Origin of the sequence: Bradyrhizobium sp. CCGUVB1N3 (genome assembly GCF_024199925.1) — a bacterium.
Lineage (GTDB): Bacteria > Pseudomonadota > Alphaproteobacteria > Rhizobiales > Xanthobacteraceae > Bradyrhizobium.
Window position 1 is genome coordinate 7,552,873 of record NZ_JANADR010000001.1, and the last position, 25,847, is coordinate 7,578,719.

Below are 25,847 nucleotides of genomic sequence, written 5' to 3' on the forward strand. Positions count from 1 at the left end.
CTCCTCGGTCATTCGGATGGGTGCTTTAGCGTAGCGCCATGAATCGTGTTTGAGACGGTGATATCGACAGTCCGAATGTGTTCGGGCTGGAACCGTTCTGCTTGGTTGGCATCGCCATCTTGGTCGCCGGCGGGCCACCGATGAACAAATTGGTCGATCCCTTCATGGCGCGACCTGGACCCATGACCGTGCCGGACATGACGCCGAGGGCCACGCCCGCGTTGTCACCCGTCGATATCGCGCGCACCGTCTTCATGTTGTGCGCCGGCATACACATGAGCAGGCAACGAGATTGGCTGGGAATGCTTGTCGTGTTCAAATTGATATTCGGATAGGGGGTGGGCACGACGGCGGGACCGGCCGGTGTGTTGCATACGTCGGGAAAGCCGAGATCCTGCGCCGACATGGGGCCGTTGGCATTGACGTAGGGCATGGTTCAGAGCTCTCCATTGAACGGGGTCACGAAACTCGCATCGTAGAGTTCGGCAACAGCGCGTTCAGGCACCGTCGGCAGGGCGCTGCCACGCGCGCCGACGAACAGGCTGCCGGTAGTCGATGTGCAATGGAAATCGGTGCGTAGAAAGCGTGTGCCGGAGAAGTCGCTGCCATCGGCCTTAGCATGGTGCATCAGCGCATAAGGCATCCTTGCATCGCGAAACGAGGTAGACTTGGCGGATGCACGTGTAAATACGGCCATCTCCAATGTTGTGTTCGAGAGATCGCAGCTGTCGAGGCGCGCTTCCTGGAAGATGCATTGCTTCAAATCGGCGCTTCGCAGGTTGGCGGCTCGCAAGTCCGCCTTGTCGAACAGCGTATTCGAGGCGGTGGCGCGTGAGAGGTCGGCGCCAACGAGGCTGGCGCCTGACAAAATCGAGCCAGAGAGGTCTACGCCCGACAAGTTGACGCCGTCCAGCCTTGCCCCGCTCAAGTTCGCGCGCATCAGCGTCAGACCTGTGAGGTCTCGCTCGGACAGATCGCATTCCGCCAACAGGATAGTGTCGCATCGCATATTTGCGAGACTAGCGCTGCGCAAATCGGCCTGCGTGATGGCTGCGTTCGTGAGTGTGGTGCCGTCGAGTACGAGATTGGCCAGGTCGCATTCCATGATGGCGCTTTGTGACAAGGTGGCGTCACGCAGGACGGCGCAGGCCAAGACACAGCGCATCATTGTCGCTTGAGTGAGCCGCGTCTCGCTGAAGTCGCCACGGCTGAGATCCGATGACATCAACGTCGACTGGATAAGATTAGCCCCTCGCCAGTTGGAATGGCCTGCGCAGCAATTGATAAACGTGCATTTGTCGAGGCAAGCGTCGGCGAATAAAGCGCTGCTGAAGTCGCAGTCCTGAAAAGTCATGCCAGTCAGGGAGGTGCCGCCGAAGTTGCTGTTGCGAAAGGATGAGCTCAGCACGAGGCCATCGTTCAGGGATAGTCCAGACAGCGTCTCGCCATCGAGATTGACTTGGCGCACCGGGAGGCGGTGGGCGATTGATTGCAACAGCAGATCAATTGACATGGCGAGGGACCATAAGGACGGTATGCTCGATATTGGCGTTGCTCAGGTCAACGGCGTCCAATGTCGAATCCATCAGATCGGCACCATAGAGATTTGCATCGCGCAAACTGGCGCCGGCCAGATCCGCCTGATTGAGATGTGCCTCGAGCAGGTTGGCGGCATAAAAGTCGCAGCCGCGCAGATCGTCGCCGGTGAAGACCGCACCTTTCAGCGAGGTCATTCGGAAGATCGCGCGCACCAAAGTTGACTTCCCGAAATAGACACCGTCAAGCCGCGCCATGCTGAAGTCGGTGCCGCTGATGTCGGCGTCCTGAAAGGAAAGCGCCTCAGCGCTGCTATGGTCGAAGCGGGCATCGCGAAGATCGATTTCACCGACGAAGCTGACCTGGTCAAATTTGGAGGCACTGAAATCGAGTTGCGGCGCTGCCACTTTGAGGAAGCAGGTTTGCTCCAGGCGAGTGCCGGAAAAGACCGCACCACACAGCGACAAGTCCATGAATTGTGTTTGCTGGAGGAGGGCACCCTGCCATAAGCTGTTATCCAGGGCGGCTCGAATGAACCCGCATTGATGTAGCTGCGCAGAGCGGAATGTGGCCCCGATCATTGGCAGGTGCAACATTTGTAGATTAGCGAGACGGGCGCGATCGAAGGACACACCCACCATTCGTGCTCCGAGAACATGAGTACGTACAAGCCTGCCGCCTGCGAAGCGCGCCCCGCGGCAGTCGGCTTCACCAAGATTGGCGTCAGTAAGGTCGCTCGCGCTTAGATCAGCGTTGACGAGCACCGCGCCGGCAAGCGTGGCCTTCATAAGTGTTGCCCCGGCAAGGTTAGTCCCGTTCAGCTTGGCGCGTTCGAGAAAGGCGCCGGAGAAATCAGCTTTGGCGAATTGCCTGCCCGACAGGTCGGCGCCGGCAAGATCGCGGCCAGCGAGCGAGCGGCCGCGGCTGTATTCCTCCTCCACGACCTCGCCCAGCGCGCGTGCCACGGCTGGAGCCAGCGCCGATTGAGGTTCGAGCGGCTTGGGTGAGGCCAGCCTGACCGCGGCCATGGCGGGCGAGAGCTGACCTTCGGCGCGATCGATCTCGGTCTGCAGGCCGGTCAGGGCCTCCTTACTTTTCCGGACGGCCTCATCCAGCGCCGCTTCGGTCGTATCGGCGAGCTGCGGTTGATCGGTCCCGACGAATGCCTCGAACGGCGCACGACCATCGCTGGCTAACGAGGGCAGGGTGCCTCTGAGCGCCGCTTCGGCATCGGTGAAGACCGTGCGCAGACGCTGCACGGATTCAGTGGGTGCACCGTTGTTCTCGATCTGCGCTGTGATCTCGTCAATGGTCGGTGGCCGCGGCGGCTGGCACTTGACGCGCTGGGCTTCCTTTGGCAGCGCAAGTGAAGGGACGTCGGGCAGTGAAAAAGCGTCGTCCGATAACGAGGCTCTTATCGACTCAAGCGGTCTGCCAGCCGGCAGGCCGAAGAAGCGAGCGTGCGCAAGTTCGAATTGCTGATGCTCGTCGACTGGCCGTGTTGCTGCGCCAACAATCCCGCCACGCCAGTCCTTTGCCCGCGCGAGCTTGGCTTCGAACTCGTGCACGAGGGTCGGATCAACTTCCGGCGGCAAGATAGGCAATGGCTGGACCTGCTCAAAGCTTGCATCCATCGCGTGCGCAGCGTCCATGCTGCCGATCGCGGCAAGCAACGTGTCGATGTCGCCCGACACAGCACCCCCGCCGGAAATCCTTTCATACGCCTCGCGCATGGGCTCGCATTGAGCAGCAAGCTTGTCGACATCGGACACGGCCTTGGACTGGACCGTCTCTACGGCGTCTAGAATCTCGGCCAAGTCGACTTCGCCGCTCTCGAGTTCCTCGGGCAACAATTCGGGAATAGTTGACGGTTCGATGGGCGAGGTCTCGAATGTAGGGCGCAGCGCAGGTGGAAGATCGATACGTGCGAGTTCTTGATCGAGCGCCCAGCGCCTTGAGGCCTGCTGGCGCTCTGCACGCAATTCGGCCAATTCTGCTCGCCGTACTGCGCGGCGCTCGTGCTCGGTAGACGAACGCGCGGGCGTGAGTTGATGTTCCGAAAAGGCGTATCGCGCGGCGGTTTTCGGGTCGAGGCGCAGCCGCCTGACATCCAGATAATGATCTATCGACCGCGCGGGATCGCTCTGCCGCTCGTAGGCGACCATAATGTCGGCAACGTCGCCGCCGTCGATTTCCTGCACGGCAGTCGCGGCGCGGTAGATCATAATGCCGCGGCGAGCACCGGCCAACAGCCACAGCGTGTCGATGCGCGTCTGCAGTTCGCTGACAGCACGCTCTGGAGCGCTCCAACCGAGGAAGCATCGCACGCGAAAGGTGGGCAGCTGGCCTTCGATCAATGGATCTTCCGAGGAGAAGTTTTGCAGCGCATAGGGTTCTCCGCCGCAAAGAAAGCCGCCCAGGCGCTGGTCCAGCGGTGCGAACAGAAAGAGGCGCGGATCGACATCAAGCGCCAACGCGGGAGCGGCTGATTTCAGCCACGCCGCGTCATAAGTGCCAGCGTGTCGCAGGCGCTCCTTATCATCGAGGGCCATTGGTCCGAACGCTGCGGGTCGCGCCGCTGTCTCGATGAACTGAACCGCGTACTCGGGATCTTCCAGGTTGGGTAGGGCCACCACTTCGCCGGCCAGGCTACGGCGAAGAGCCTCGTGGCCCGTGCCGGTCGGATTCGTCGGATGTCCGGCCCCGCCGAATGCGCGCTGACGCATTAGCGGCATCTGCCGGAAAGAGTTGGCAGCTGTTGGTCGCCAGCCGGCCGCCGTCATCTGCCAATAGCGATCGCCCGTCACCAACAGGCGCTTTTGTATCGGTCCGAGCGACCAGCCCAACATCATGCGCTGGATCGGCCGTCCCTCGGGCGCTGCCGCATGTCCACCGATGAGCACTTCCGCTTGCGGCTTGGGCATGCCGATATCAAGCGGGCTGCCGGGCGGAAGTTCTTTCGCGCTCATGACCCAAAGTTCCTGCTCGCCCTCCAGGCGGTCAGCGCAGGGGTTCGCGAGGTCGAACATCGCCAAGGCGGAAATGATGAGGCTTGCCCCGCGAGGACGTCGCTCGAATTTGGTCAACAGACCCAGCGTTCGGGGCTTTATAAGAATGGGCATGAGAGCGCCCCGGTAAATGTCCCACTTCGCAATCCTATTTCTCCGGCGTGACAGAGTTGCGAATTGATCTGTTGCCTACGGCGCGGTGAATTGACGCGTGTGGCAGCCGCCCGCTCGGGCAGAGCCATCGTTGTGCTACACGTCAAGTTCGAATTGCCAGAACGTTCAGCTCACAAGGTTCGACGCTCAGTTAACGAGTTCTCCTTGCCGAATACGTCAAATCGATCCAGACCACTAGGACCAATGTTTGCGAACGGCTTGTCCGAATCCGCTTGGGGGCGAAAGAAAGACTGCTCGTGAATTTGTTCTCATAGGACGAAAAGACAGTGCACGTAACGCAACCGGCGGCGGTTGCAGGAACAACGCAAGCTCTTCGATCGTATCCAAGGCGATCCAGTCATGGCGAAATCGGCGACCTCCGAGGATAAAGCGACGCTTGATCACGATCGAGGAGGTCCTCGCATCAAGCCTGATCGGCTTTGTGATTGAGTACAGCAATTTCCATTCCAATGGCTGCTGCGACAATCGTGGGAAACGAAGGCGTTTCGTGCGGAAACAACCACTGGTCCGTGTCCAGTTTCCGACGAACGCACAACGCCTGACGTACCCGAAACACGACGATGGTCTGCCGCATGCGAATTCCTTCAAGATGACATCAGGAGCTTCAGTAGGGCAAACGTCGTCGGCACGTCGCTGCAGGCGAAGACGGTAAGAACGTTCGCACTTGCTCTCCTCGCGTTCAGCGGTTGGCCTGGCGGCGACTTCGATGTGTCCACGCCGGCGGTATCACGCGATGGACTGAGACTAACTGCTTGTGACTGCGGGCTTACAACGGACGATGAAAACATGATGGCAGCGCCCACCACACTTCGAGGCCAGGCAGCAAACAAGCGGGTCGCACGCCGGACACGGCAGCTCGGCCTCTACCACGGCGCGGAGATTCGGCGAGGGCTGGATCTATGCAGGTCGAACGCGTTTCGCCCGCGTTGATTACAGCAGTCTCCTCAGAGCACCAGTCGTCGATCGGTTGCAGGGACAAATCGCACCATGTCGGGCGTTGGATGGCGGGCACGTGGACGGGATGTGATCGTTTGCGGTTGCCCGGTCAGGACGGCCGTCTCAATGGCGAGCAGTGCGCGCAGGTCCGCCAAGCCTTCCTCGCCATCGGCTTCGGGCGGCGTTCCAGCTTTGATGCAATCTGAAAAGTACTGCACCTGCGCGGCAAAATGGTCGATGTGCGGAAACTGGGTTTCGCCGGCCTCGCCGTCGCGGCGCAGTCGCAATTTTGTTGCCGTCTCGAACCTGAAGCCGGGGTCGAGTTCGAGATCGCCCGCCGTTCCGACGACCCGATAATTGTCGACGGTAGCCGCCCCGAAGCTGGCGACGAATTGGGCCAAACCGCCTGAAGGAAAACGCAGCAAGGCCGCAACCGACGCTTCGACCTCGCCGAATCGCTGGTCATCGATCGGTCGGTGCGCCATTGCCACGGCCTCGATCGGCTCTTCAGCAAAGATATGACGCGCCGCGTTGACGCAGTAGACCCCGACGTCCTGGAGCGGTCCACCCCAACTCGCAGCTTTGAGTCTGTGGTTTCCTGCCGCCGTCTGGAAACTGAACACCGATTGAAAGAAAAGCGGTCGGCCGATCGCGTCGTTGCGGATATGGTCGAGCACCGCGACGGTTCCGGGTTCGTTGTGGAGGCGGTAGGCGGTCATCAGAAGCACGCCGGCCTCGCGCGCAGCGGCGATCATGGCGAGGGCATCTTGTTCGTTGGTAGCCAGCGGCTTCTCGACCAAAATGTGCTTGCCAGCGCGAGCCGCCCGAACAGCGTAGTCAGCGTGCAAGTGGTTGGGCAGAGCAATATATACCGCGTCGACGTCGGAGCCTCTCAAAAGGGCATCGTATCCGTCATAGTTGACGACCTGACCAACACCATGGAAATCCGCCAGTCGCGCGGCCTTGTCTCGATGACCGGTTACGATTGCGGTAGCCTTCGAGTTTGCGGCCTGTCCGACTCCCGGCAAGAAGGCCTGTTGCGAAATCGAGCCAGCGCCGACGACTGCATACCTGATCATCATTTCCTCTCCGAGGGCTCGTGTTGGATCGCGTTCGAGGCTGGTCGGATTCCCTCCAACCTCGTTCGCTTCTGGCAGTCATACAGCGGAGACGAGGTCGTATCTGAGGGTTGCCACCCCATCCGGTGACAGCCTTGGACCCTGTACTCATTTCATCTCCCTCCTGACTTCCCATCAGATGACCGAGTTGGTGGAGTAGCCGTTAGGCTGCGGCCAGATCGAAACGGACCTGCCGCATTGCGCCTGAAATTGCGAATGCGCTGTCACAGCTGGCTCTCTGTTGCGGCAATGATTGCCAAGTCGCAGGAACATCAGAACCCAAAAGGTTGGCGAGGGCGGACATTCACGGTCGAGCAATTGCCGTGCCAGTAAAGACCTTGTGCAAAACCTTGCTTCGAACAGGGGCGACGCATAGTTGAGCCTCCACGCAAATGTCGCAAACCCAGCACCCCAGAAGAAAGCCCGGGCACGGTGTGTTTCGGCATGCAAGAACGCGGCCGTTTCCGGGGTGATCGACATCCGAGAAGGTTCCTTAATGGCTTCCGTCGAGTCATGGAAGTCGAGGTTGGATGATGGTGATGGAGACGATAGGATCATCCGCCGCGATAAAATTGTGCTCCTGTGGTTACGACATTGATGGTGCTGCCATTCAGAACAGAGTCTCTTTGCGTCGTATAACATCATGCGTTGATGGCACGTATGGGAGGTGCGATGAAACGATCAACAATCGCCGACCTCGCGCAGGCCTGACTAAGGCTGTCGACCGTAAACCGGCTCTGCATGCTACCGGCACGGTGCGGTGTGAAACCGTCAAGTGCATTCTGAAAGCAACAGAAAGAATTGGCTTTCACGGATTGGGCGCGCTGCGCGAGCGCAGGAGGAACACTTTGTGCCGCCAGAGTTTGGCTTTCTCATGCAACCGGCCGCTTTAGCAGTTGTAAGGCGCCGGAATTGTCGCTGTCGCCTCCCGGTATCGAAGCGAATGTTCCGATCAAGAGCACCCACGCCCCTGAAGCCGTCGCTGCGCCGTGAGCCGGATAGGCCTTGTGGGATCCGACAACAAGGCGGTCGGACAGCGGCTTGGTTCATCGGCCAGACAGTCTACGAACCCGGCAAGATATTTCATTGGACCAACCGATACGGCTCAACCCTGGCGGTCGGCCACGATCAGCATCGGCGCGATGCGATGACTGGCTGGCTTGCACCAACACGGGCACGATGATCAGCTTGTATGGCGTGATTATGCCTCGAATAGATGTCCTCGCGCTGCCGTCTGCGGCCACGGCCATGCGTGACCAATGCGCGGTCTCAAGCAGTTGTCCTAGCTGTCGGCAATCAGTAGATCATGCGTTAGCAAAAGCTCATGCGTTTGCAGTTACCGCGGGTAAGTCAACGCATGACGCTCGGCCCAAGGGAGCTGCGGTGCAGGCCGTCGATCCGGTACGGGAAAAACGCCGGTGAACGATGGGCAAGCTGCTGGAAGGACTGTGATTCAGTAAAGATGCTTGACACGTCAAAATGAACCACTGTGGTGTGAATCGCCCAAACTAGACCGATGAGGGTCGCCAGATTCGTCCGGGCCGATCTGCCAGCCATCGCCGCAAATAGAACCGCTTCGCGCGCCCGCCCCGCGGTAGATATGCGTGGAGGAGCGGCGGCCTTAGTTCGGCAAAGCCTGCTCGATGGCCTTGCGAACGGTGCCGACGTCTTCCTTCACCGCCGTCGGCCGTCCGGGAGCCAGGCCGAAACCGAGGTAGCTGCCGGCGCCCGGGTTCGCCGCGGCCGGGTATTCGCGCGATAGCCAGCCGATCGCGGAGGCTCGCATCCAGACTTTGTCGCCGGAAAGCAGCGTGAACTGAACGAATTGGTCGCGGCCCGCAAGCTTGAGGACGTCGTCCACGGACTCTTTCACTGGCATCAGGTTTGCGAACATGCAGAGCACCTGCGTAAGCGGCGGTTTCGGACCGTTCGACGACAGCTCGGCCGGCACCGGAAAGAAGATTTGCGGCGAAAGGCGCAAGGTTTCGGCGTCGACGCGAAATTCGCTGGTCGGCAGAGCGACGACGGCCGTAATTTTCTTCGCGTCAAAGAAGACAGGCGTCCCGGTGATTGGCGTCAATTGGGCGAGCGGCGACGCTGCGAAGACAGGCTCGACCAGGAACGACGCTACGGATACCACGATAGCCGCAAAATATCTTTTCATTGTTCGATCCTCCAATTCTGCATCTCGCCGGTGGTCGGCAAAAAAAATCACTTCAGCGCGTTGTCGATCAGATTGGCCAGTCTGGCCGCAGCCAAGGCGGCCCGCGCTCGGGCCACGTTCTTGGCATTGGTCTCGTACTCGCGCGTTAGGAAGACCGGGTTCTTTCCCGCGCCGACCGGCGGCGCATACGCGAACTGTTTCGCAAGATCTGCGCTCTCCTGAGCCCATACGGCGGGATCGGCAATCTGCGCCTCAGCTTGGCTGACGCCGACGCTCGACAATCCGTCCTTATCGTCCGCGTCGAAGATCGCGCCATAGGGCGAAGAATAGCCACCGAAGATCGCGTCCCAATAGGCATGCAGCGCCATGCTCCAGCCGCTCGCCGGAATCACGGACTCGGCGTTGCCGCCAGCGTCGCCATCCGGGATCTGGACCGTGTACCGTGCGGCCGCGTGGAGAGGCTGGTGGGCATCGCCGACGAGATGCAGGATCCAGACGAGATCGTACGAACGCACGTCGTCAGATGCGCCCGACGATGCGGGCAGGGCCGCGGTCAGGAGCTTGAGCTGCGTGACGAAGTCGACCGGATCCACGGGGGGCAGGGGCGTCCCGTCTGGACTGAAATCGATGTCCTTGAAGTGCCAGAATGCGTGCTGGTTGTGGTCCGAATAGCCGATGTTCTGTCCCGCCGTGGGGCTCGTGACGGCGTCGCGCGTGTAGCCGTATTGTTTGGTCTTGATGTCGTCGGCCCACGTGGCGGCGTGAACGAATGCGTACATCTTGGCCGTCTTGTCGTCGGGCGCGCCCGCCGTCCACTTAGCGTAGTCCCCGTTCAGCTTCAGCAAGGCGTCGGCCTTGTCCCGGACGGGATCGGACAGTCGCTTGTAGGCCAGATAGGCGATCTGCATGTGCCCCTCGTCCCACCATGCGCGGGCGGGAGATGATCCCCGCGACATCGACACCTTTGGCGTCCTGTGGCAATTCTCCTTCAAGCTCCGGTATCGACAGGTCGAAATCCTGCTTCAGCATCTGTAGCAATGTCGGATTGAATCGTGCCTCGTCCTCGTGTAGCGCCAGCCGAAATCCGGAACGCACACTTTTGCGTTCAAGCTGAACCGGAACGAGGATCAGCGGTGCGCGGTAAGGCCCCGCGCCCTCCTGTGGTGTCCACTTAAGGAAGCCTAGGCACAGATACAGGATATTTGCGCCGCCTTCCTCAAAAGCGAGGCGGGAGGCGCGGTAGAGATCGGTGAGGCGTCCGTCAAGCTCAGTCTCCGGAACGAGGGTGTGCAATTCGCCGCGGGCCATCGCCTCGAGAAATCTTCATCCACGAGCCACACGCCAACGAAAGCATGGCCTTCGGTCAGGACCAGCACCGGATTGAGGCCTGCCTGTTCGAGACAGGACGCATAGAGAAGCGCCAGATCAAGGCAGGTGCCGACCTTGCGAGAAAGGATCTCGCTCGGTCCGCGAATTTGCTGGCCCGACCGTTCGAAACTCTTCGGAGGAAGAACGTAGGCGATCGAGTGGGAAACGAGCGCCGCCCAAAGAGCGTCGGCGATCTCCCAGGCTCTAGCCTTGGTCTTCTTGCGATACCCGTCCATCGCGTCGTCGCGTCCCGCCGTGGCCAGCTTGCTCGAGGCTTCCCGCAAGATGACGTCGACGCTGGGATCTGTGGGTCTGACGAAGGCCGCCAACAGTTCGGGCGCGGCATTGACACCGCCCCAGTGCGACGGCGGCAGCAGATTGACCTCGCTGGCATTCTCGACAAGAGTTTCGCCAGCCGCTTCCACACGGATGCGCAACTCGGCTCGTCTCGAGGCATTGATAGCTGCTAAGAATGCCGGGTCCAGTTTCAGATCCAGGCTACGGATATGGTGTGTCGCCCCGGCCGCGATTTGTTCAATATGCCAGACCCCCGGCGTCATGAACGCGGGTTCTGACGTGAGGTGCACCGAAAGCTCCCTCAGGTCGCGGCCTTCACGATTTTCGAGCGCCAGTTCGCGGATAATCGGGACCGCGTTCTGATAAAAAGCAACATTGATGTTGTCCGCGGCGGTGCAAACTACCTTCAGCGTTCCGCCCACCGATCCCCCAGCCCGTGCCTGCTCCAACCTCTGCCCCCAAATGCTACGTTACAAAAAACATCGCAGGATTGATAAAGATGCCCGCGTACCCTCCTTTTTGGCACGCTGCGCACCAATGTCTTCACGCAATTAGCAATATAGGCTGGGTCACTTCTGCAATTCGAGAGTATTCCGGAGTTGTGCATCGGAAAATGGAATAACGCGCTCCTCCGGGAATGCGCCCGCCAAGGACTATGGGCACTAGCTCGCCTCGTGAGCGGAAACGCGCATCGCAGCAACAAAATCAATCGATTAGAAGATGTTCCGTACGTTCTGGACGCAGGTCCCAGAAATCCCGCTGTCAAGCAGCTAATCTCGGAACTCGGTATTCGACCAACCGCAAGAGGGTTGTTGCGAGCCCCACGATTCGAACTTCTCCTGGCCGACGATCGCGGCAGCCAATGGAAGTTGCCCGCAGATAGGCGACCCGAAGTGAAACGGGTGACGGGCGCGATAAGCGGCGTGGGCTGCCTCCGTAGCTCGGTTTGACCCAACGCTATTTGACGAGCGTCTGACGGCGCCAACTCTCCACGGCCTTGTCGAGCGCGGCTGCAGCCCTTGGATCCGCCCAGCGGTCCCAAAACTCAATCGTGCCGCTAAGCGGTTCGTTGGTCGGCTTTGCGATCCGGATGCGTGTAGGTAACAAGATCGCATCGCCAACCACGAGGGCCTCGCCGGTGTCGAGCGCGGGCAGCAGATCACCAAAACCGCCCAGGCTATCGGGCAGCAGGCGGCGTACCACCGTCTGATCGTCACCATTGGTCAAGCGCATGGCAATCAAATTGTTGCACTGACTGACGACGGTGCGATTCACTTCGGCGGGCCGCTGGCTGATGACGACAAGCCCAACGCCATATTTTCGGCCTTCCTTGGCAATGCGCTCAAAGGTCGCGATCGCATTCTCGGCGGCGCCGGAGGTCGCGTCCTGGGGAATATAGAGATGCGCCTCGTCGCAGAACAGCGCCACTGGATGACGCGCCCCCTGCGGACTCCACTGCTGCACATGAAAGACCATACGGGCAACCATGCCGACGATTAGCGGCAGAATGTCCGAGGGTACTTCGGAAAAGTCGATCACCTTTACCCCGCCGCGGCCTCCCTTGGCAGCTCGTCCGCCTAGGAGCAGCGTGACTGCTTCATCGAGCCACTCATAGCCATCGGCGACGCCCGCTGCCGGAAATAAGAACCCGAGTCGACGATCTGTGCGCTTGCCTTCGAGGCGCTGAATCAAGCGGCTGAGCTTCCCGTGAAAGTCGCCCTGCTTTTCGGCCCTGACGCCTGGCACCATTTCCGTATTCAGACGATCGAGTTCCGCGAGCACCGATGCCATCGCAAAAGGGACGGGGCTGTCGATCGTGAAGTTGGCGAGGACATCAGTGTGGCCCCCTGCAGTCAGGAAGCTGGTCTTCGCATCGACGATCGCACGGGACATAACCATGGCCTGATTAGGCGCGTTTTGGTCGCTGCGGTCGACGAACATCGAGACTAGCGCTTCGTAGCTCATCAGCCAGTAGGGAAGGTGAAGCACGCCGTCAGTGAGGCCTTTGTCCGCATCAATATCGCCCGGACCCGCGACTCGAAGATGCACGAAACCGTCGCCGGCCATGGACGCATATTCGCCATGCATGTCGAACACGATAGCGTTTGCGCTTTCAAGCTCGGCCACTTGTTCCAGGAGACGCGCTGTCGTCCAGGATTTACCGGAGCCAGTACTGCCGACGACGAGGGCGTGGCGCTGGAAAAGCCTGTTGCCGTTGACGAAAGCCTGCGCGTTGGGATCGAGAGTGTAAGCGCCGAGCGACAGACGCTGAGCTCCCCCAGTCACCTCAGAGATGACGCCCATGAAGCGGGTCAGCCGTTCGCCCTCAAGTGCGAAACAGCATGCATCGATTTCCGGAACCGTTTCGAGCGTACGCCGGAATACGTTGGCCCGCGTCCCGTCCCGGTCGAGCAGAGTTCCAATCAACGTGATGCGGACCAGATTAACCTCGGGATGAGCCTCGTCGGCACGCTCCACGTCGGCCACTTTCGCCTCCTCGAGCGCGGTGCGCGTGATTTTGTGGATAACGCCAATCAGCTTGTGGCCGGCCAAGCTGCTTTGGAGCGCGACCAGCCGATTGACCTGTAGTGCTCGCAATGCATCGACATCATCGACGCGAACAATCACGGTGGCGGTATCGACCGATTGGACACGTCCGAGCGCCTCTGCATCGGCAAAGTCGAGCATGCTCATGCGGGTATTCCTGTTATGTGGTCGAGAAATCGGTCGAGGCGCCACAGCGGCTTGTCTAGGTCGAATCCTGCTGGCGCATCGTGCGTATATGCGCGAGCGCCTGCGGCGCTGTCTTCGATGGCGAGATAGCGGCGGCAACGGCCGCCGGTCAGAAAGGCCTTGGCGCTGACCGTCAGCTCCTTTGTGATCACGACCAGCGGTATGGAATTATAGTCGCAACGCTCAATAAGCTTGGTCTGGACATGCTCATCATTAAAACCGTAGCCGACGCAGAAATAAGAGCGGGCATTCTCTAGCGCGTCGTCGCTGCAGCTCAGGATTGTGCGGAACGGCTCGCCATGGGTCAGGCGGTACTTGTCAATTCCCGGCGTGATCATGAGCGGCGTATAGGCCGCCGGGATTGGGAGGGCGCTTCTCACGCCAACGATCTGGTTGGCTGCGTCCTGGAACCAATCGAGGGAGCCATGGACCTTCCAGATCGCCACCGTGCGCGACGGCCGCCCGTTCACGGTGACACGGGTATTGGGCGCCCGCGCCCGGGTCTGCAGATAGCCATGGTTGAAGCCCGTGAACGTGCTAACATCGGCCGCGTCGGCGGCGTATTCCGCGAGCCGGTCATAATTGGGCGTGACGACATGGATCGTCGTGTGCGTGCTGTCGAAGAGGTGCCGATAAAGCCTGGTTAGCGGCAAGGTGTGGCGATCGGCCAATAGCGATGCGAGGACAGCCAGGTCGGAAGGCAGCAGAAATTCCCGTGTCGCGCCTGCAATGAACTGGGTTTGGCGTTCGGTAGGACGTACCGCCTGTAGCGCGCTTTCAAGATCGGTGCCGGCCTTGAGATGACCAATGAACGACGTCCATTCGGCATTCTCTTCAGCTGTCCATCTAGAGGGAAGCGACGCGGCAGACAAATGCTTTGCCAGCGCTCCCATTCCCGGCACACCATGCGCCGCCGAGGCGCCACTCCCGAGGATGATCACTGGGGTGGCGCTCAGCGCGCTCTGGGCAAATTCCTGCGCGATCTCGGCCTTGCTCTTGGCCGCCATGCATTTCTTCCTTGATCCGACTGAGTGGGCTGCGGCGATCCGCTGAGATGCGCTTTGGGCTATCATGCAAGCATGATCCGGTTAGCCTCGAGACCGCGGTAGGCGCTGGTGCGGCAGCTCAAAATGATGATCTGCATGCGCTGGGCGGCTTCGGTCAATATCTCCAGCATGACTTCGAAGCGATCATCATCCGCAAACACCAGCGCGTCATCGAGCACAAGCGAGGCAGGTTTTCCGTTCTCGATGAGTAGGTCCGCAAAGGCGATGCGCGTGAGGACGGCAAGCTGTTCCTGGGTCCCCTTGCTGAGATCATCGGTGGCTTCTTCGCGGCCGGCGCGCAACAGCTGCATCGGACGGAGATCCTCCGCGAATGTGATCGATGCATTGGGCAAGAGCCGGCCGACGAAGGGCGTGACGCGCTGTGTGATGGGTGCAAGAAGACGACGGGCGGCTTCGCGTTGTGCTTCGCGGATGGTCTCCGCGAGCATCGCGAGCATCTCGGCTTCCTCCTTCAGCCGGGCATGTGCTGCGGTCGCAGCCTCCGCGAGCTCGGCGGCGGCTGCCGCCCGGCTGGTCGGCCCCGTGCCGCCGAGCGTCTTGGCGCGTTCTTCGAGCTGGGCGATTTCGCTCACAAGAACAAGCCTGTCAGTGGCCAGTCGCTCGCCTCGCTTGCGTAGATTGTCGCGACGCTGCACCAGCACGGTCTCGTCGAGTCCTTCGACGGCGCGCCGCGCTTCGTCGCGAGCAACGATCGCACGCGCTTCGGTTGCCTTTGCAGCCGCCAATGCGGCGCCGAGTGCAATATCGTCGAAAGCTTCGAGCTCGGTCGCGAGTTGGTCACCGAGCCGTGAAACGTCTGCTACAGCGCGCTCGACCTGACCCGCCAGGCGAACATGGGCGAGCTGCGCCTCCTGCAGCGTCTCGAGCGCAGCCTGGCGACGACCCTCGGCTTCTCGTTCAGCGGTGCGCGCGGCCCGCCAGGCTTCTTCGAAATCGCCTTCAGTTCGATCGGTGCCATCCTCGGCGAGCTGTGCTGGCCGGTCTGTGGCTGCGAGCGCGCCTCGCAGCGAATCCAGGCCTGCGGCAATGCCGAGCTCCGGATCCTCGGGACAGGAGGCCGCAAGTCGAGCCGACAGCACAGAGACCGCTTGGGTCGCTTCCACACGCGCTCGCGCCGTCTCCTTGGCGGTGATTGTATCGGTACAGCCGACCTCGGCGAGAAACGCGGCGAGATCCTGTTCTACTGCACGAAGTCGGGCTTGTGCAGGGGCTCCAGAAGCAGGCGGCGTAACCGTCACGCTTCCGATACCTTCGAACACGAGAGTCTGGGTGTCGGTCACGAAGACGCGACTGCTGCCCTCTACCAGAGCGCCGTTCAGGCGAACTTGCGGCGCCGTCTGCAGCAAATCGATCTTGATGAGGGCCGCGCCAGCGGTGGCGGCCGCTTTGGCTTCGACGAGGGTCTGTTCGAGCTCCTGCAACCGCGCGCTCGCTTCCAGCGTCATCCGAATCGCCGCGACTTCGCCGCGACGCGCCTGGAGCTCGGCTGCAATCCTTTCGGCGGCCTCGAGGCGGGCAAAGGCTGCGGCAAGCGCGCGCTGGCGCATTCGCGCAGTTCGCGCTTGTTGCGCTGAAAGCCTGTCTTCCTCGGCCATGCGCAAGGCGACCCGAGCGGTCTCGAGTGTTGCGGCCGCCTCACTTTCGGCCTGCTCGGCCGATCCCTGAACGGCGTCATGATCCGCGGCGACCTGACGTACGGTCGCTGCGGTCCGCTCGGCGCGCTCCAATTGGTCGCGTAACTCGCGCCGAGATACCTCACGGGCTTCCAATCGCACGCGTTCGCCGGTAGCTTCGCGCAGCATTGCTTCGGCAGTGCGCAATGCTTGTCCCGCGGCCTTCGCGCGATCGATATCGGCCTCCAGTTGGGCGAGACGTTCGCCCTGTTCGGGATCCTCGAGTTCGCGAACTAACCGCCGTTGCTCGTTACGCTTCGACTCGAGTCGATTGAGCACTGTATCGAACTGCTCCAGCTCGGCCTGTGCAACGCGCGCCTCTTCGCAGGCGGCAGTTGCTCTTTCCTGAGCCTCAAGGAGGCGGCGGGCGGGGCGGCCCGTCGGGGTGTGAAAATCAGCGAGATTTCGTTCAATGGCCTGCAGCACCGTAGTCGTACGCTGGCCGCCGGTTACAACGCCGACCTCGCTGGCCAGAACCTCCTCAAGCGTCCGGCGGGCACCTTGCCCCGGGACTCCAAACACGAAGGACTGGCCTTGCTCTACCCAAAGCAACCCTAGCGCCCCGCGACTATCATCGTCGGCGCCGCGATTGCCAGCGCGAGCGAACCCAAGCAGCGCTTGCAGGCGTTCCTCGGCTTCGTCGCCAGTCGCGCGCCCATTGGGCCCTTCGAGCTCCACCGAAGCGTTCTGGAGGAAGCGTTTGCGCAGCCTCCAGACATCGCCCCTGATCTCGAAAGTCAAATCGACAGAGGGCGCTACATCGTCGCCATGCGGCCGAAACGAACGAATGCGATCGCTTCGCGATCCATGCCGTTCGAACAACACGGCTCGCAATGCCTCAAGCGCTGTCGACTTGCCTGCTTCATTTTGGTCGCACACCAGGTTCAAGCCGGCCTTGAAGCCGGCCAGCCGGATCGGCCGGCGAAACTTTCGGAAATTATCGATAGCGAGGTCGCGGATCAGCATCAGTGTGCCTCCGCGCGGGCGGCTCGGCGCTGTTCGACATAAAGGCGCTCGAGCGCGGCGGCAGCGCGCTTGGCGAGCACGCCGCCTTCCGCAGACAAGGCCTGCAGGCGTTCGGCAGCCACGTGCAGCACGCCATGGGCATCGATGTCAGCGAGGTCCGTATCGCTCGGACGCGCATAGAGATCGTCGAGATTGAGGTCAAGCCAGCGCACTTCGTGAGCCAGCTCTCCTTCGAGCCGGTCGCGTAGAACCACTCGCTCTGCGAGTGTGAGAAGGCCAGATAATTTAAGACGCAAGATAAGGTTTCGACGCTCGACGGCAGGGGCCAGACCGGCGAGCAAGACGTTCAGGTCGGCCGCGCTGCTGAGCGACCAAGTTTCTGCTCTCCAATGGTAGCGCCCGGTCGATAGGTCCGCTACGCTTGGCCTTTCGAAACCTAGGTCCACGCAAAGCGCGACGCCGCTCACCTCGCGGCCGAAATCATCAGGTTCAGGCGTTCCAGAATAATAGGTGTTGGGATCGATTTCGTGCCGGCTGTGCCAGTCGCCGAGCGCAAGATAGGTGAGGCCGGACCGGCGCGCTCGATCCGGCGCAATCAGGTTTCCAGCCGTTTCGCGGGAACCGAAATCTCGGATTGGACCATGTGCGAGACCGATGCGCTTCGCGCCCGCGGGGGTTTCCGCGAAATCGAACCATGCAGTCGGGTCTTCTAGCGCCCGCTTGAACTGCAGCGGGGCAGGGAGCAGCCAGAATCCATCCTTGAGTTCGAGAGGCCGTGGTTCGAGGCACACGGTTACAGTGTCGGGCACCTCGCCGATGAGACGGCTCCAGAGACCGTCGGCACGCGCCGGATCGTGATTGCCCGGAAGCAGGACCCAACGTATGTCTGATGCGGCTTTCATTCGCGTGAGCGCCTGACGATAGACGCGGTCACCTGGTTCTGGACTATCGAACACATCGCCAGCCACCAGCACGATTTTGGCGCCTTCGCGACGCGCCGCGGCGGCAAGCGTGTCAATCGCATCGAGACGCGCTTCGAATAGAGCGGTGCGAGCTTGGTCGGGCACTCGTCCAAACGGCTTACCGAGCTGCCAGTCCGACGTGTGTATGAACCGCATCAACTTCCCTCGCCCAAATCCTGATCAGTGCTATCGTGCGCCTAGCGGAAAGCATGAAACATTATCCCCTCCAGTTCTCTATTGAAGGGGAGGGCTCCGGCCGTGCTTTTTGAAAGGTCAGCTAAGCGCTGGTCCGCTCAGCCGGTGAACTGCTTGTGCCGCGGCAAAACCCATCCGGATCCCGCGGCGATGCTTGTCGAAATCGTAGTGCACTCGATAATTCCTTTCTCAGTATGCAACGCTCTTATTCCGTACCTGGTGATCGAGCAAGCGAATCCCTGTGGGTGCACCGCTTCCGCGTCAAGCGGCAATGCGCTGCCAGCAGCGGACAATCAGATAGCTGTCCAGATAAAATAGCCAAACCATCGTGCGCCCGACCAAATTGGGTGCGGTGATCACCAGGTCGCCGGAAAGGTCCACCCGTTTCCCTCAAGCCGCACTCGATAATGTCCGTTCTTGTTGCCTCAATCCACGTCCGAGCTCACCGTATGGAGCCTGATCTCCTTTATGATCGCGAGCTTATGGGGATGTTCGAATGACGATCTGCCATAAATGACGCTGCATCATATTCGCCGTCGAGAAGTTTTTCTCGCGTCAACTCCCACCCAGGCGTTTGGAAGGCTGCTTCAATAGCCGCTATTGCGCAGTATTTCTGCAACGTAGAGTCGGCAAGGGGCGCGCCTGGAATGCGTCTGACGCTGCCGCCAACCCTACTAAGCAGCACCTTCTCGGGTCCTCCGCACGTTCCTGCGCAGGCGGCTGCAAGGACCAACTCGGTTACGCGAATCGGTTAGAATCTGTCTCCCACCAGCGTCGGCATCGTCTCCATGACCGGCTCACGCCGGGCTCCACGCAAGCGCAACTGCAAGGGGCAGTTGGAGTAGCGGGTTTCCACCCGCCAAATCATGGAGAACCAAAATGGGAGATGATCCCAATTCGGAGCCAAAGCGCGTGCACGTGAACGCGTACACACGACTACGCCTTGGACGCCGTGAGCACGTTTGTGAGCACTGGCGTTCTTGGCCGCGTCAACTCGACTTTGGCTTTTGAGGTCGGACGGCAAAACTGGCCAGCCGACAGCGTAGGGGAGCGGAGTTGCCCTCCGTCTCAAGAGAGGCGAAGCCCGGCTTTCTGTCGGGCTTCGCTGCTTTGCTGCGGTTCTTTGGTTTTGCTGAAGGCCGTACCTTCGGCGTTTTGCCTTAATGGGAGTGAGGTGGATCTTAGCGCGCCTTGCAAATCCGCGATCGGATTGCTCCCGCGCTCCTGTCAAACGACGGATCGGCTATCGAGCCTTTCGTTTAACAATCTTCACAAGCGCTTCGTCGATTCTGCTCTGCCAATTGGGGCCGCCAGCCTTGAAATGATCTAGAACAACGGGGCTGAGCCGCCGCGAAACCAGCTTCTTCGTAGACGCCTTATTGGGGCCGCGGCCCGTTCGCATCGTTGGGAAGACCTCGTGGATGGCTTTTGCCTTTGCAAAGTCGCGTTTAGTCCATTCGGGGTTATCGCTTACAGCACGCATATCGCTGGCGGTATAGCGCTTCTTAGCGACGATTCGCTTCATAGAGCTCCCTTTCTGCTTTACTGGCTGGGCGCATGCTGATGATGCTGACGGCCTCCTTGCCGTACATCGCGAAATAACGCCGCGAATATTCAGGCCGATTGCGCGATAACGGTCTCGCTTGGCTTCCAAGACGACGGCCGTATCGAAGAACTTCTCGTTGAGATCGGCGAAATCCATCCCGTGCTTGTCGAGATTGGCGAGCCGCTTTGGTGCGTCCCAAATGATCTTCACGAATTATTTCGTAGCTAGGATAGTAGGACGTCAGGAGCAAGACGTGGCCGTATTTCGGCGGACCTGCATTGCAGGTCGGGCAAGGTACATCAATCCTATCGAGGGCGCGGCTGAGGCCAAGTACAAACGCTTTCGTCATCCGGACGATCCCAACTTCCCTGGGACGTATCACATACATTCGGCCCCCTGTGTGTTGCTGTTTGCGTTGGCGGCAGGAGTGGAGATCGACTGGCTTCGTATGTGGCCAGAACGCGACATGCTTCAGCAAATCAACTCGGGATCTCTATCCGGGCAGAGCGGCCTACTTGAGGGCTGCGTGATCCATATCTTGTAAGTCAACAGCACGTCTGCCGCTATCGTCACCGGACGATTACAGAGCGTCCCCCTATCCATCCGCTGGATGCCGAGCGTCAAGCGCGCGCGGTATGACCGACATCAGACGCGGACTTGTTTCAAAGATCATCGGTCTTGTTGCGAAGGCGACATCACTGACGAGCAACTGCAGGGAATGCGAGCCGCGTGCGATGGCCTAGATCCTGCACAACATTCGCCCCGTGGAAGCAGTGCGAGATCATTCGGCCTTCGTTGCAAGATGGCGCGCGCGTTGTGTGTTCGTGAGGTGATATGAGATCTGAACTTTTGTTTTGGGGGACGGCAACAGCTGCGCTCGTTGCAAGCGGGGTCGTCAATTCGGCAGATTTTAAGCCGGCAGTAAAGCTCCCGCCTGTCTTATGGAGCTGGACTGGAGGATATTTCGGCGGGCAGGTCGGCGGGGGCTACGGCCGGACATCATTTAGTGATCCCTACGGTCCCTCGATCTATGGCGACGTGGTCGAAACCCCTGTATTCCTGGCAGGAGCGCAGATCGGTTACAATTGGCAGAGGGACCATTGGGTCTTTGGCCTTGAATTGGATGTCAGCGGCGCCATCTCGGACGGTGCAAACACCTGTCTTGCCGCTTCCGGTGTTCTCGTGAGCGCAAACTGCAACGCAAGTCCGGACGTCTTCGTCACCGGGACCGGCCGGCTGGGTTATGCCTTTGGCCCGCAGGGCCGCACGCTTGCCTATTTCAGAGCAGGTGTGGCCTGGCAACACAACCACGGCGATATCGCCAACGGTAACGAGTTTCGTAGCAAGCCTTACCCCTCCGGATGGGCGCCACAGAATGCAACCCATTTTGACTATGGTCGTTTCGGAGGCATCATCGGCGCGGGTGTCGAACACGCGCTCACGCCGGCGTGGTCGGTCAGTCTCGAATATGATTATCTGAAGTTCGGCGGACCAAGTGTGGCAACCCCTTCGACGCTAGAATATCCACCCTTGGCAACGGTGCCAGCTAACACCACTCACCTGTCCAGCGGCTACCAGATCGGCAAGATCGCTCTGAACTACCATTTTGATGCCGATGCATTGACGCCGCGATGGCCCGATACGCCGCTCTATCCGATAAAGCCGACCTTTAGCGCGCCGTCTATTCCCTTCGCCGCAGGCTGGTCGCTTGAAAGCGGCACACGGCTCTGGCTGAGCCGAGGAAAATTTCAATGGGAAAATGGTCCGCCCGGTCTTGTGTCGAGGCTGACCTATCACAAGCTGGATGGGATTTCCGGTGAGTTGTTCGAACGGGTTGACAGCCCCTGGGGGATCTTCCTGAAGGGCAATATCGGATTCGGGCTCTTTAACAGCGGGAATGAGAATGATGAAGATTGGGGCTTAGTTCCGGACGCCGGCGATCCCATGGCCTATACCAACACGATTTCGGGTCAGGCGAACGGAAAGTTCATGTACTACACGGCCGATGCGGGCTATGATTTTTTGCGTGGGAGCACGTACAAGATCGGTGGATTCACCGGCTGGACCTATTACGGCCAAAAGTCTGATTCGACAGGATGCGTTCGGATCGCGTCGCTTCAATGTCTCGCGCCGGGCGATCAAAGGACAATTGGCAGCCAAGATACCAACTGGAATGCGCTGCGCATCGGCCTCAACGCTGAGACCATGTTTCTCGATCGTTGGCGCGTGAGCGCCGATGTCGCTTATTTGCCCTGGACGGATTTCCAGGGGCGCGACAATCATCTGCTGCGCGACTTCACGACCTTCATCGATCATCGCGGGAGTGGTGGCCATGGGGTACAAATAGAAGGCCTTCTATCGTACTTCATCACCAGCAATTTCAGCGTCGGCGTCGGCGGCCGTTACTGGGCGATGTGGAGTCCGAGAGATAGTGAGCAATTCGCCACCCACGCCGAGCAGGCGCGCACCTTTCCCGTCACCTCTGGGCCCTACCTTGCGAACTATCGCATGGAACGATGGGGCACGTTCCTGCAGGTCTCCTACAAGTTTCACTAAACTCGTTCCCTCCTCGCTCTACGGGTCGAAAGGCACCGACTAGAGGCTGTTAGGGACTGATTAACCATAGAGGTTGAGGTTTGCGGGATGTCGATTCCCCGCGAGCCTTATCCTTCTGACGTTTCCGATGATGAGTGGGCGCTTGTTGCGCCCTATCTGACACTTTTGCCTGAGGACTCCTCGCAGCGGACGCACGCGCTTCGCGAGGTTTTCAACGGCCTGCGCTACATCGTGAAGACCGGCGCGCCCTGGCGCTGGATGCCGAACGATTTGCCACCGTGGGAGATCGTTTATCAACAGGCGCAGCGGTGGTTGCGCGCGGGTTGTTTTGAGGCCCTGGCCGAGGATCTGCGCGTCATCCTGCGCCTTGCGGCTGGACGACCTGCGCAGCCGACCGCCGCCATCATCGACAGTCGAACTCTGCGCTCGACACCCGAGAGTGGCGCCCGCGGCGCCTACGACGGAGCCAAACGCAAGAAAGGGTCGAAGCTACATCTGGCCGTCGATACGCTCGGCCATCTTCTGGCGCTACATGTCACGCCCGCCAACAGCGACGATCGCGCCGAGATTGGCCGGATCGCCAAGGCGATTCAGGCAGAGACTGGCCAGAGCGTTGAAGTCGCCTTCGTTGACCAAGGCTACACAGGCGACAAGCCTGCAACGGCGGCTGCAGAACACGGGATTGCCCTCGAGGTCATCAAGCTGTCGGAGGCCAAACGAGGCTTCGTGCTGCTCCCAAGGCGATGGGTCGTCGAACGATCCTTCGCGTGGGCCACACGCTTCCGAAGACTTGTCAAAGACTACGAGCGATGTGCTCAGACCCTCGCCGACCTTCACCTCATCGCCTTCGCATGCATCATGCTCAAAAACGTCGCTAAACTCGCTGCTGGTTCATAACAGCCTCTAGAGGACGACCATCAAAGGCGAAAGCTTAGGTTCCGTGCCTCGAGTCGGCCGGAGGCTGCAAACTGCAAGCTTTTGAGCCGTCAAAGCTCAAAGGCTTGCATCGTTATGACGGGAGGCCAGGCGCTGCCGGCGGCTAGAATGATGTGCTTTTGCCGACAGATCTGCCATTACGCTCCCTACATCCTAAATGCGTGATTGGCCTTTGATAAAATGGCGTTCGATCACGGTCAGATGCGGCAACGGCGAATCGCGCGTCGATTTCTCTATTGCAAGCTCCTGGTCTCAAGATCGTTCTGCCCTCGCGCCACAGCCGCCAATTTCTTCGCTCGCGCAAGCTTAAGCGTTGTGAAACGTCGATTGCAGCTATCTGCAGCCTAGCCCGTCTTATTCGCGAGAGGGCGCCTGAGAGGCTGGCGAGCGTGGTGTAAAGCGCTGATGCGGCGTAGGATTCGGTTGCGAAGCCAACCCCATCACCTCAACCGCGAACGCCACGCCCGCCATGACCGATGATACGATTCTGCCCTTCTCGTTTCCAGCCGTTCACGCCAAGAAAGTCACAGCTGCCTTCGATGGTGGACGCCTAACCTCGAATGGGGGCGTGATGCTTCTGGCGATGGCCGAGCGGCGTCTCGGTTTGGCCGACAATTTGGCCCGGGTGTTCCCGGATCGGCGCGATCCGACGCGGGTCGTGCACAGCCTTGTCGATATGTTCCGCGCGCGCATGTTCGCGATCTGCTGCGGCTACGAGGACGCCGACGACCTCGATCATCTGCGGTCCGATCCCGCATTCAAGCTGGCCTGCGGACGGCTGCCGGACAGCGGTCGCGATCTGTGTTCCCAACCGACGCTGTCGCGCCTGGAGAATGCTCCGCGCCTGCGCGACGTGATCCGACTGACCTACACTTTGGTCGACGCATGGATGGATAGCTACCCGCGCGAGCCGGCATCCGTCACGCTCGACATCGATGATACCTGCGATGTCGTCCACGGCCATCAGCAGCTCTCGCTGTTCAACGCTCATTATGACGAACGCTGCTTCCTGCCGATCCACGTCTACGACACGGAGAAGAGCCGGCCCGTGGCGGTCGTGCTGCGGCCCGGCAAGACGCCGGGCGGCGTCGAGGTGCGTGCCCATCTGCGCCGCCTGATACGGCATATCCGGACGCGGTGGCACAAGACGCGAATTACGTTCCGTGGCGACGGGCACTATGCTCGGCCGGAGGCCATGACGTGGTGCGAGAACAACGGCATCGACTACATCTTCGGTCTGTCCGGTACCAAGCCTCTCGCCAGAAAAGTCGACGAGGTCGCCGACGACGTTCGCACGCGACGCGCCATCGAGAACCTGCCTGTTCTGCGCGGCTATACCGAGACGCGCCACAAGGCAAAGTCCTGGGATCACGAACGGCGCACTGTCGCCCGTATTGAGGCGACGATGCTCGGCCTCGACATCCGCTTCGTCGTCACCAGCCTCGATGTCGGCTCGGCCGAGTGGATCTACGACAGCCTGTATTGCGCGCGCGGCCAAGCCGAAAATCTGATCAAGCTGCATAAGACGCAGCTCGCCTCCGATCGCACCAGTTGCCGTTCGGCGCTCGCCAACCAGGTCCGTCTCGTTCTCCACACCGCCGCTTATTGGTTGATGCTTACCGTGCGCGGCGCCATTCCCAAAGTCCGGGAATTGGCCACTGCCGAGTTCGCGACGCTGCGTCTTCGTCTCTTGAAAATCGCAGCCCGGGTCATCGAAACCGCGAGCCGCATTCGCCTTGCGTTCGCCGCGGCATGCCCCGAAGCCGACCTCTTCCGCAGCTTGCCCGGCGCGCTGCTCCCGCTCGGTCCGTAACCGACCGGGCCTGCGCCCGCTCACCCGCCCATTCCTCCAGCGCGTACAAAACAGCTTGATGTAGAACCCGGTGACAAAACGCCGGACGGTCACCCACGCCAGCCGCCAGCCCCCGTCAGACGTCAAGAACGACCGTGCTCTCGTGAATAGATCGGGCTAGACCGCCGAACTGACCACAAACCGATCAGCGGCATCCCGCGGGGACCTTGCACAAGTTCTCGAACTGGCGCTGATCGCGGCCACCCATGCACTTGGTCATCTCATTCCAGAAAGTGGGCAGGCCAGCAGCGCGCTGGGCGGGTGCAACTGTGATTCGCAAGACGGAGTCTCTCGATAGCCGCACCTGTTCCAACGCGCGCACCGTGTCCGATGTATGACGATGTGTGAAGATGCTGACAGGCTGCTTAGGGCGATCACGTTGCAGTTCAAACAGTTTCTCCTTTGGCACGACTAATGCTTTGGGTTCGTCGGCGACGCGCCTGGCCGACGATATCCCCTGAAGCAAGGGGATCTGTCGATTAACCAAAAGCATGGAGCATCCGACAGATGACTTCGATCATGACCACATTCCTGATACAGAACCAATCGCGATGGCGCTTGCAAAAAGCCAGGCCGATCCAGCGGTTGACGAACCGTTTTGAAAACAATGCCGCGCCCCTTCGACGGCGCGATCGGGCTTTCGTTTCGAAAAATCTATCATGGCTGCTGTCAAGATTTCCGACGACCTCATCGCGATCGGTCGTTTGCCTTCTGGCGCGGGTCCTGACGTGCGCCTTCGTAATAGCCGGCGTATCAGACG

The 25,847-nt window shown here is 60.3% G+C and carries 16 protein-coding genes and 2 pseudogenes; 3 read left to right on the forward strand and 15 right to left on the reverse strand.

The genetic code is table 11. The features are described from left to right. Positions 1-25 precede the first annotated feature (25 nt). The 15 genes and pseudogenes from NLM33_RS35980 to NLM33_RS36050 all read right to left on the reverse strand — a co-directional run bounded on the left by NLM33_RS35980 (position 26) and on the right by NLM33_RS36050 (position 19,953). Positions 26-433, reverse strand: a complete 408-nt coding sequence (locus tag NLM33_RS35980; protein ID WP_063621679.1) for a DUF4150 domain-containing protein — start codon at positions 431-433, stop codon at positions 26-28. Positions 434-436: 3 nt separating this feature from the next. Beyond that, positions 437-1,513 carry a pentapeptide repeat-containing protein gene (locus NLM33_RS35985; RefSeq protein WP_254103216.1) on the reverse strand — a complete coding sequence of 359 codons (1,077 nt, stop codon included), beginning with the start codon at positions 1,511-1,513 and terminating at the stop codon, positions 437-439. Continuing rightward, on the reverse strand, positions 1,503-4,622 hold the full coding sequence (locus NLM33_RS35990; protein ID WP_254103217.1) for a DUF2169 domain-containing protein: 3,120 nt from the start codon (positions 4,620-4,622) through the stop codon (positions 1,503-1,505). The genes NLM33_RS35985 and NLM33_RS35990 overlap by 11 nt, the downstream gene beginning before the upstream one ends. Positions 4,623-5,121: 499 nt before the next feature. After that, positions 5,122-5,292, reverse strand: coding sequence for a hypothetical protein (locus tag NLM33_RS35995; protein WP_254103218.1), 171 nt, complete (start codon positions 5,290-5,292; stop codon positions 5,122-5,124). Between the two features lie 370 nt (positions 5,293-5,662). Then, entirely contained in the window at positions 5,663-6,736 is a 1,074-nt protein-coding gene (locus NLM33_RS36000; protein WP_254103219.1) for a Gfo/Idh/MocA family protein, read from the reverse strand. 1,657 nt (positions 6,737-8,393) lie between these two features. Then, positions 8,394-8,936 (reverse strand): hypothetical protein, encoded by a 543-nt coding sequence (locus tag NLM33_RS36005; protein ID WP_254103220.1) that lies wholly within the window; start codon positions 8,934-8,936, stop codon positions 8,394-8,396. Positions 8,937-8,983: 47 nt separating this feature from the next. Then, entirely contained in the window at positions 8,984-9,892 is a 909-nt protein-coding gene (locus tag NLM33_RS36010) for a S1/P1 nuclease (protein ID WP_256570578.1), read from the reverse strand. Between the two features lie 127 nt (positions 9,893-10,019). Then, positions 10,020-10,190 (reverse strand): annotated as a pseudogene (locus NLM33_RS49380) (DUF4011 domain-containing protein); the annotation flags it as partial. Continuing rightward, positions 10,118-10,864, reverse strand: coding sequence for a transglutaminase-like domain-containing protein (locus NLM33_RS49825; RefSeq protein ID WP_371930155.1), 747 nt, complete (start codon positions 10,862-10,864; stop codon positions 10,118-10,120). The gene NLM33_RS49825 and the pseudogene NLM33_RS49380, both read right to left, overlap by 73 nt. Positions 10,865-11,558: 694 nt before the next feature. Next, on the reverse strand, positions 11,559-13,295 hold the full coding sequence (locus tag NLM33_RS36025; RefSeq protein ID WP_254103223.1) for an ATP-binding protein: 1,737 nt from the start codon (positions 13,293-13,295) through the stop codon (positions 11,559-11,561). Continuing rightward, a complete protein-coding gene (locus NLM33_RS36030; RefSeq protein WP_254103224.1) occupies positions 13,292-14,341 on the reverse strand; it encodes an SIR2 family protein in 1,050 nt (349 codons plus the stop codon). The genes NLM33_RS36025 and NLM33_RS36030 overlap by 4 nt, the downstream gene beginning before the upstream one ends. Positions 14,342-14,403: 62 nt before the next feature. Then, entirely contained in the window at positions 14,404-17,040 is a 2,637-nt protein-coding gene (locus NLM33_RS36035) for an AAA family ATPase (protein ID WP_254103225.1), read from the reverse strand. Beyond that, complete coding sequence (locus tag NLM33_RS36040; RefSeq protein WP_254103227.1) at positions 17,040-18,158, reverse strand: DNA repair exonuclease; 1,119 nt, start codon at positions 18,156-18,158, stop codon at positions 17,040-17,042. Before NLM33_RS36040 ends, NLM33_RS36035 begins: the two co-directional genes overlap by 1 nt. 1,282 nt (positions 18,159-19,440) lie before the next feature. After that, positions 19,441-19,722 carry a BrnA antitoxin family protein gene (locus NLM33_RS36045; protein ID WP_254103228.1) on the reverse strand — a complete coding sequence of 94 codons (282 nt, stop codon included), beginning with the start codon at positions 19,720-19,722 and terminating at the stop codon, positions 19,441-19,443. Next, positions 19,703-19,953, reverse strand: a pseudogene (locus NLM33_RS36050) (BrnT family toxin). The gene NLM33_RS36045 and the pseudogene NLM33_RS36050 overlap by 20 nt, the downstream one beginning before the upstream one ends. Positions 19,954-20,577: 624 nt before the next feature. Between NLM33_RS36050 and NLM33_RS36055 the strand changes: the two are divergent. The 3 genes from NLM33_RS36055 to NLM33_RS36065 all read left to right on the forward strand — a co-directional run bounded on the left by NLM33_RS36055 (position 20,578) and on the right by NLM33_RS36065 (position 25,048). Beyond that, entirely contained in the window at positions 20,578-22,299 is a 1,722-nt protein-coding gene (locus NLM33_RS36055; RefSeq protein WP_254103229.1) for an outer membrane beta-barrel protein, read from the forward strand. A gap of 87 nt (positions 22,300-22,386) precedes the next feature. After that, positions 22,387-23,196 carry an IS5 family transposase gene (locus NLM33_RS36060; RefSeq protein ID WP_254103231.1) on the forward strand — a complete coding sequence of 270 codons (810 nt, stop codon included), beginning with the start codon at positions 22,387-22,389 and terminating at the stop codon, positions 23,194-23,196. Between the two features lie 508 nt (positions 23,197-23,704). Then, positions 23,705-25,048: an IS1380 family transposase gene (locus NLM33_RS36065; protein ID WP_254094818.1), complete on the forward strand. Its 1,344-nt coding sequence runs from the start codon at positions 23,705-23,707 to the stop codon at positions 25,046-25,048. The last annotated feature ends 799 nt before the right edge of the window (positions 25,049-25,847 follow it).

Excerpts from the sequence above, each read along its gene's own strand:
- NLM33_RS35980 (WP_063621679.1), bottom strand. The coding sequence starts at position 433 with ATGCCCTACGTCAATGCCAACGGCCCCATGTCGGCGCAGGATCTCGGC.
- NLM33_RS36040 (WP_254103227.1), bottom strand. The coding sequence starts at position 18,158 with ATGCGGTTCATACACACGTCGGACTGGCAGCTCGGTAAGCCGTTTGGA.
- NLM33_RS49825 (WP_371930155.1), bottom strand. The coding sequence starts at position 10,864 with ATGACGCCGGGGGTCTGGCATATTGAACAAATCGCGGCCGGGGCGACA.
- NLM33_RS35985 (WP_254103216.1), bottom strand. The coding sequence starts at position 1,513 with ATGTCAATTGATCTGCTGTTGCAATCAATCGCCCACCGCCTCCCGGTG.
- NLM33_RS36045 (WP_254103228.1), bottom strand. The coding sequence starts at position 19,722 with ATGAAGCGAATCGTCGCTAAGAAGCGCTATACCGCCAGCGATATGCGT.
- NLM33_RS36010 (WP_256570578.1), bottom strand. The coding sequence starts at position 9,892 with ATGTCGCGGGGATCATCTCCCGCCCGCGCATGGTGGGACGAGGGGCAC.
- NLM33_RS36025 (WP_254103223.1), bottom strand. The coding sequence starts at position 13,295 with ATGAGCATGCTCGACTTTGCCGATGCAGAGGCGCTCGGACGTGTCCAA.
- NLM33_RS36055 (WP_254103229.1), top strand. The coding sequence starts at position 20,578 with ATGAGATCTGAACTTTTGTTTTGGGGGACGGCAACAGCTGCGCTCGTT.
- NLM33_RS36005 (WP_254103220.1), bottom strand. The coding sequence starts at position 8,936 with ATGAAAAGATATTTTGCGGCTATCGTGGTATCCGTAGCGTCGTTCCTG.
- NLM33_RS36065 (WP_254094818.1), top strand. The coding sequence starts at position 23,705 with ATGACCGATGATACGATTCTGCCCTTCTCGTTTCCAGCCGTTCACGCC.
- NLM33_RS36060 (WP_254103231.1), top strand. The coding sequence starts at position 22,387 with ATGTCGATTCCCCGCGAGCCTTATCCTTCTGACGTTTCCGATGATGAG.
- NLM33_RS35995 (WP_254103218.1), bottom strand. The coding sequence starts at position 5,292 with ATGCGGCAGACCATCGTCGTGTTTCGGGTACGTCAGGCGTTGTGCGTT.
- NLM33_RS36035 (WP_254103225.1), bottom strand. The coding sequence starts at position 17,040 with ATGCTGATCCGCGACCTCGCTATCGATAATTTCCGAAAGTTTCGCCGG.
- NLM33_RS36000 (WP_254103219.1), bottom strand. The coding sequence starts at position 6,736 with ATGATGATCAGGTATGCAGTCGTCGGCGCTGGCTCGATTTCGCAACAG.
- NLM33_RS36030 (WP_254103224.1), bottom strand. The coding sequence starts at position 14,341 with ATGGCGGCCAAGAGCAAGGCCGAGATCGCGCAGGAATTTGCCCAGAGC.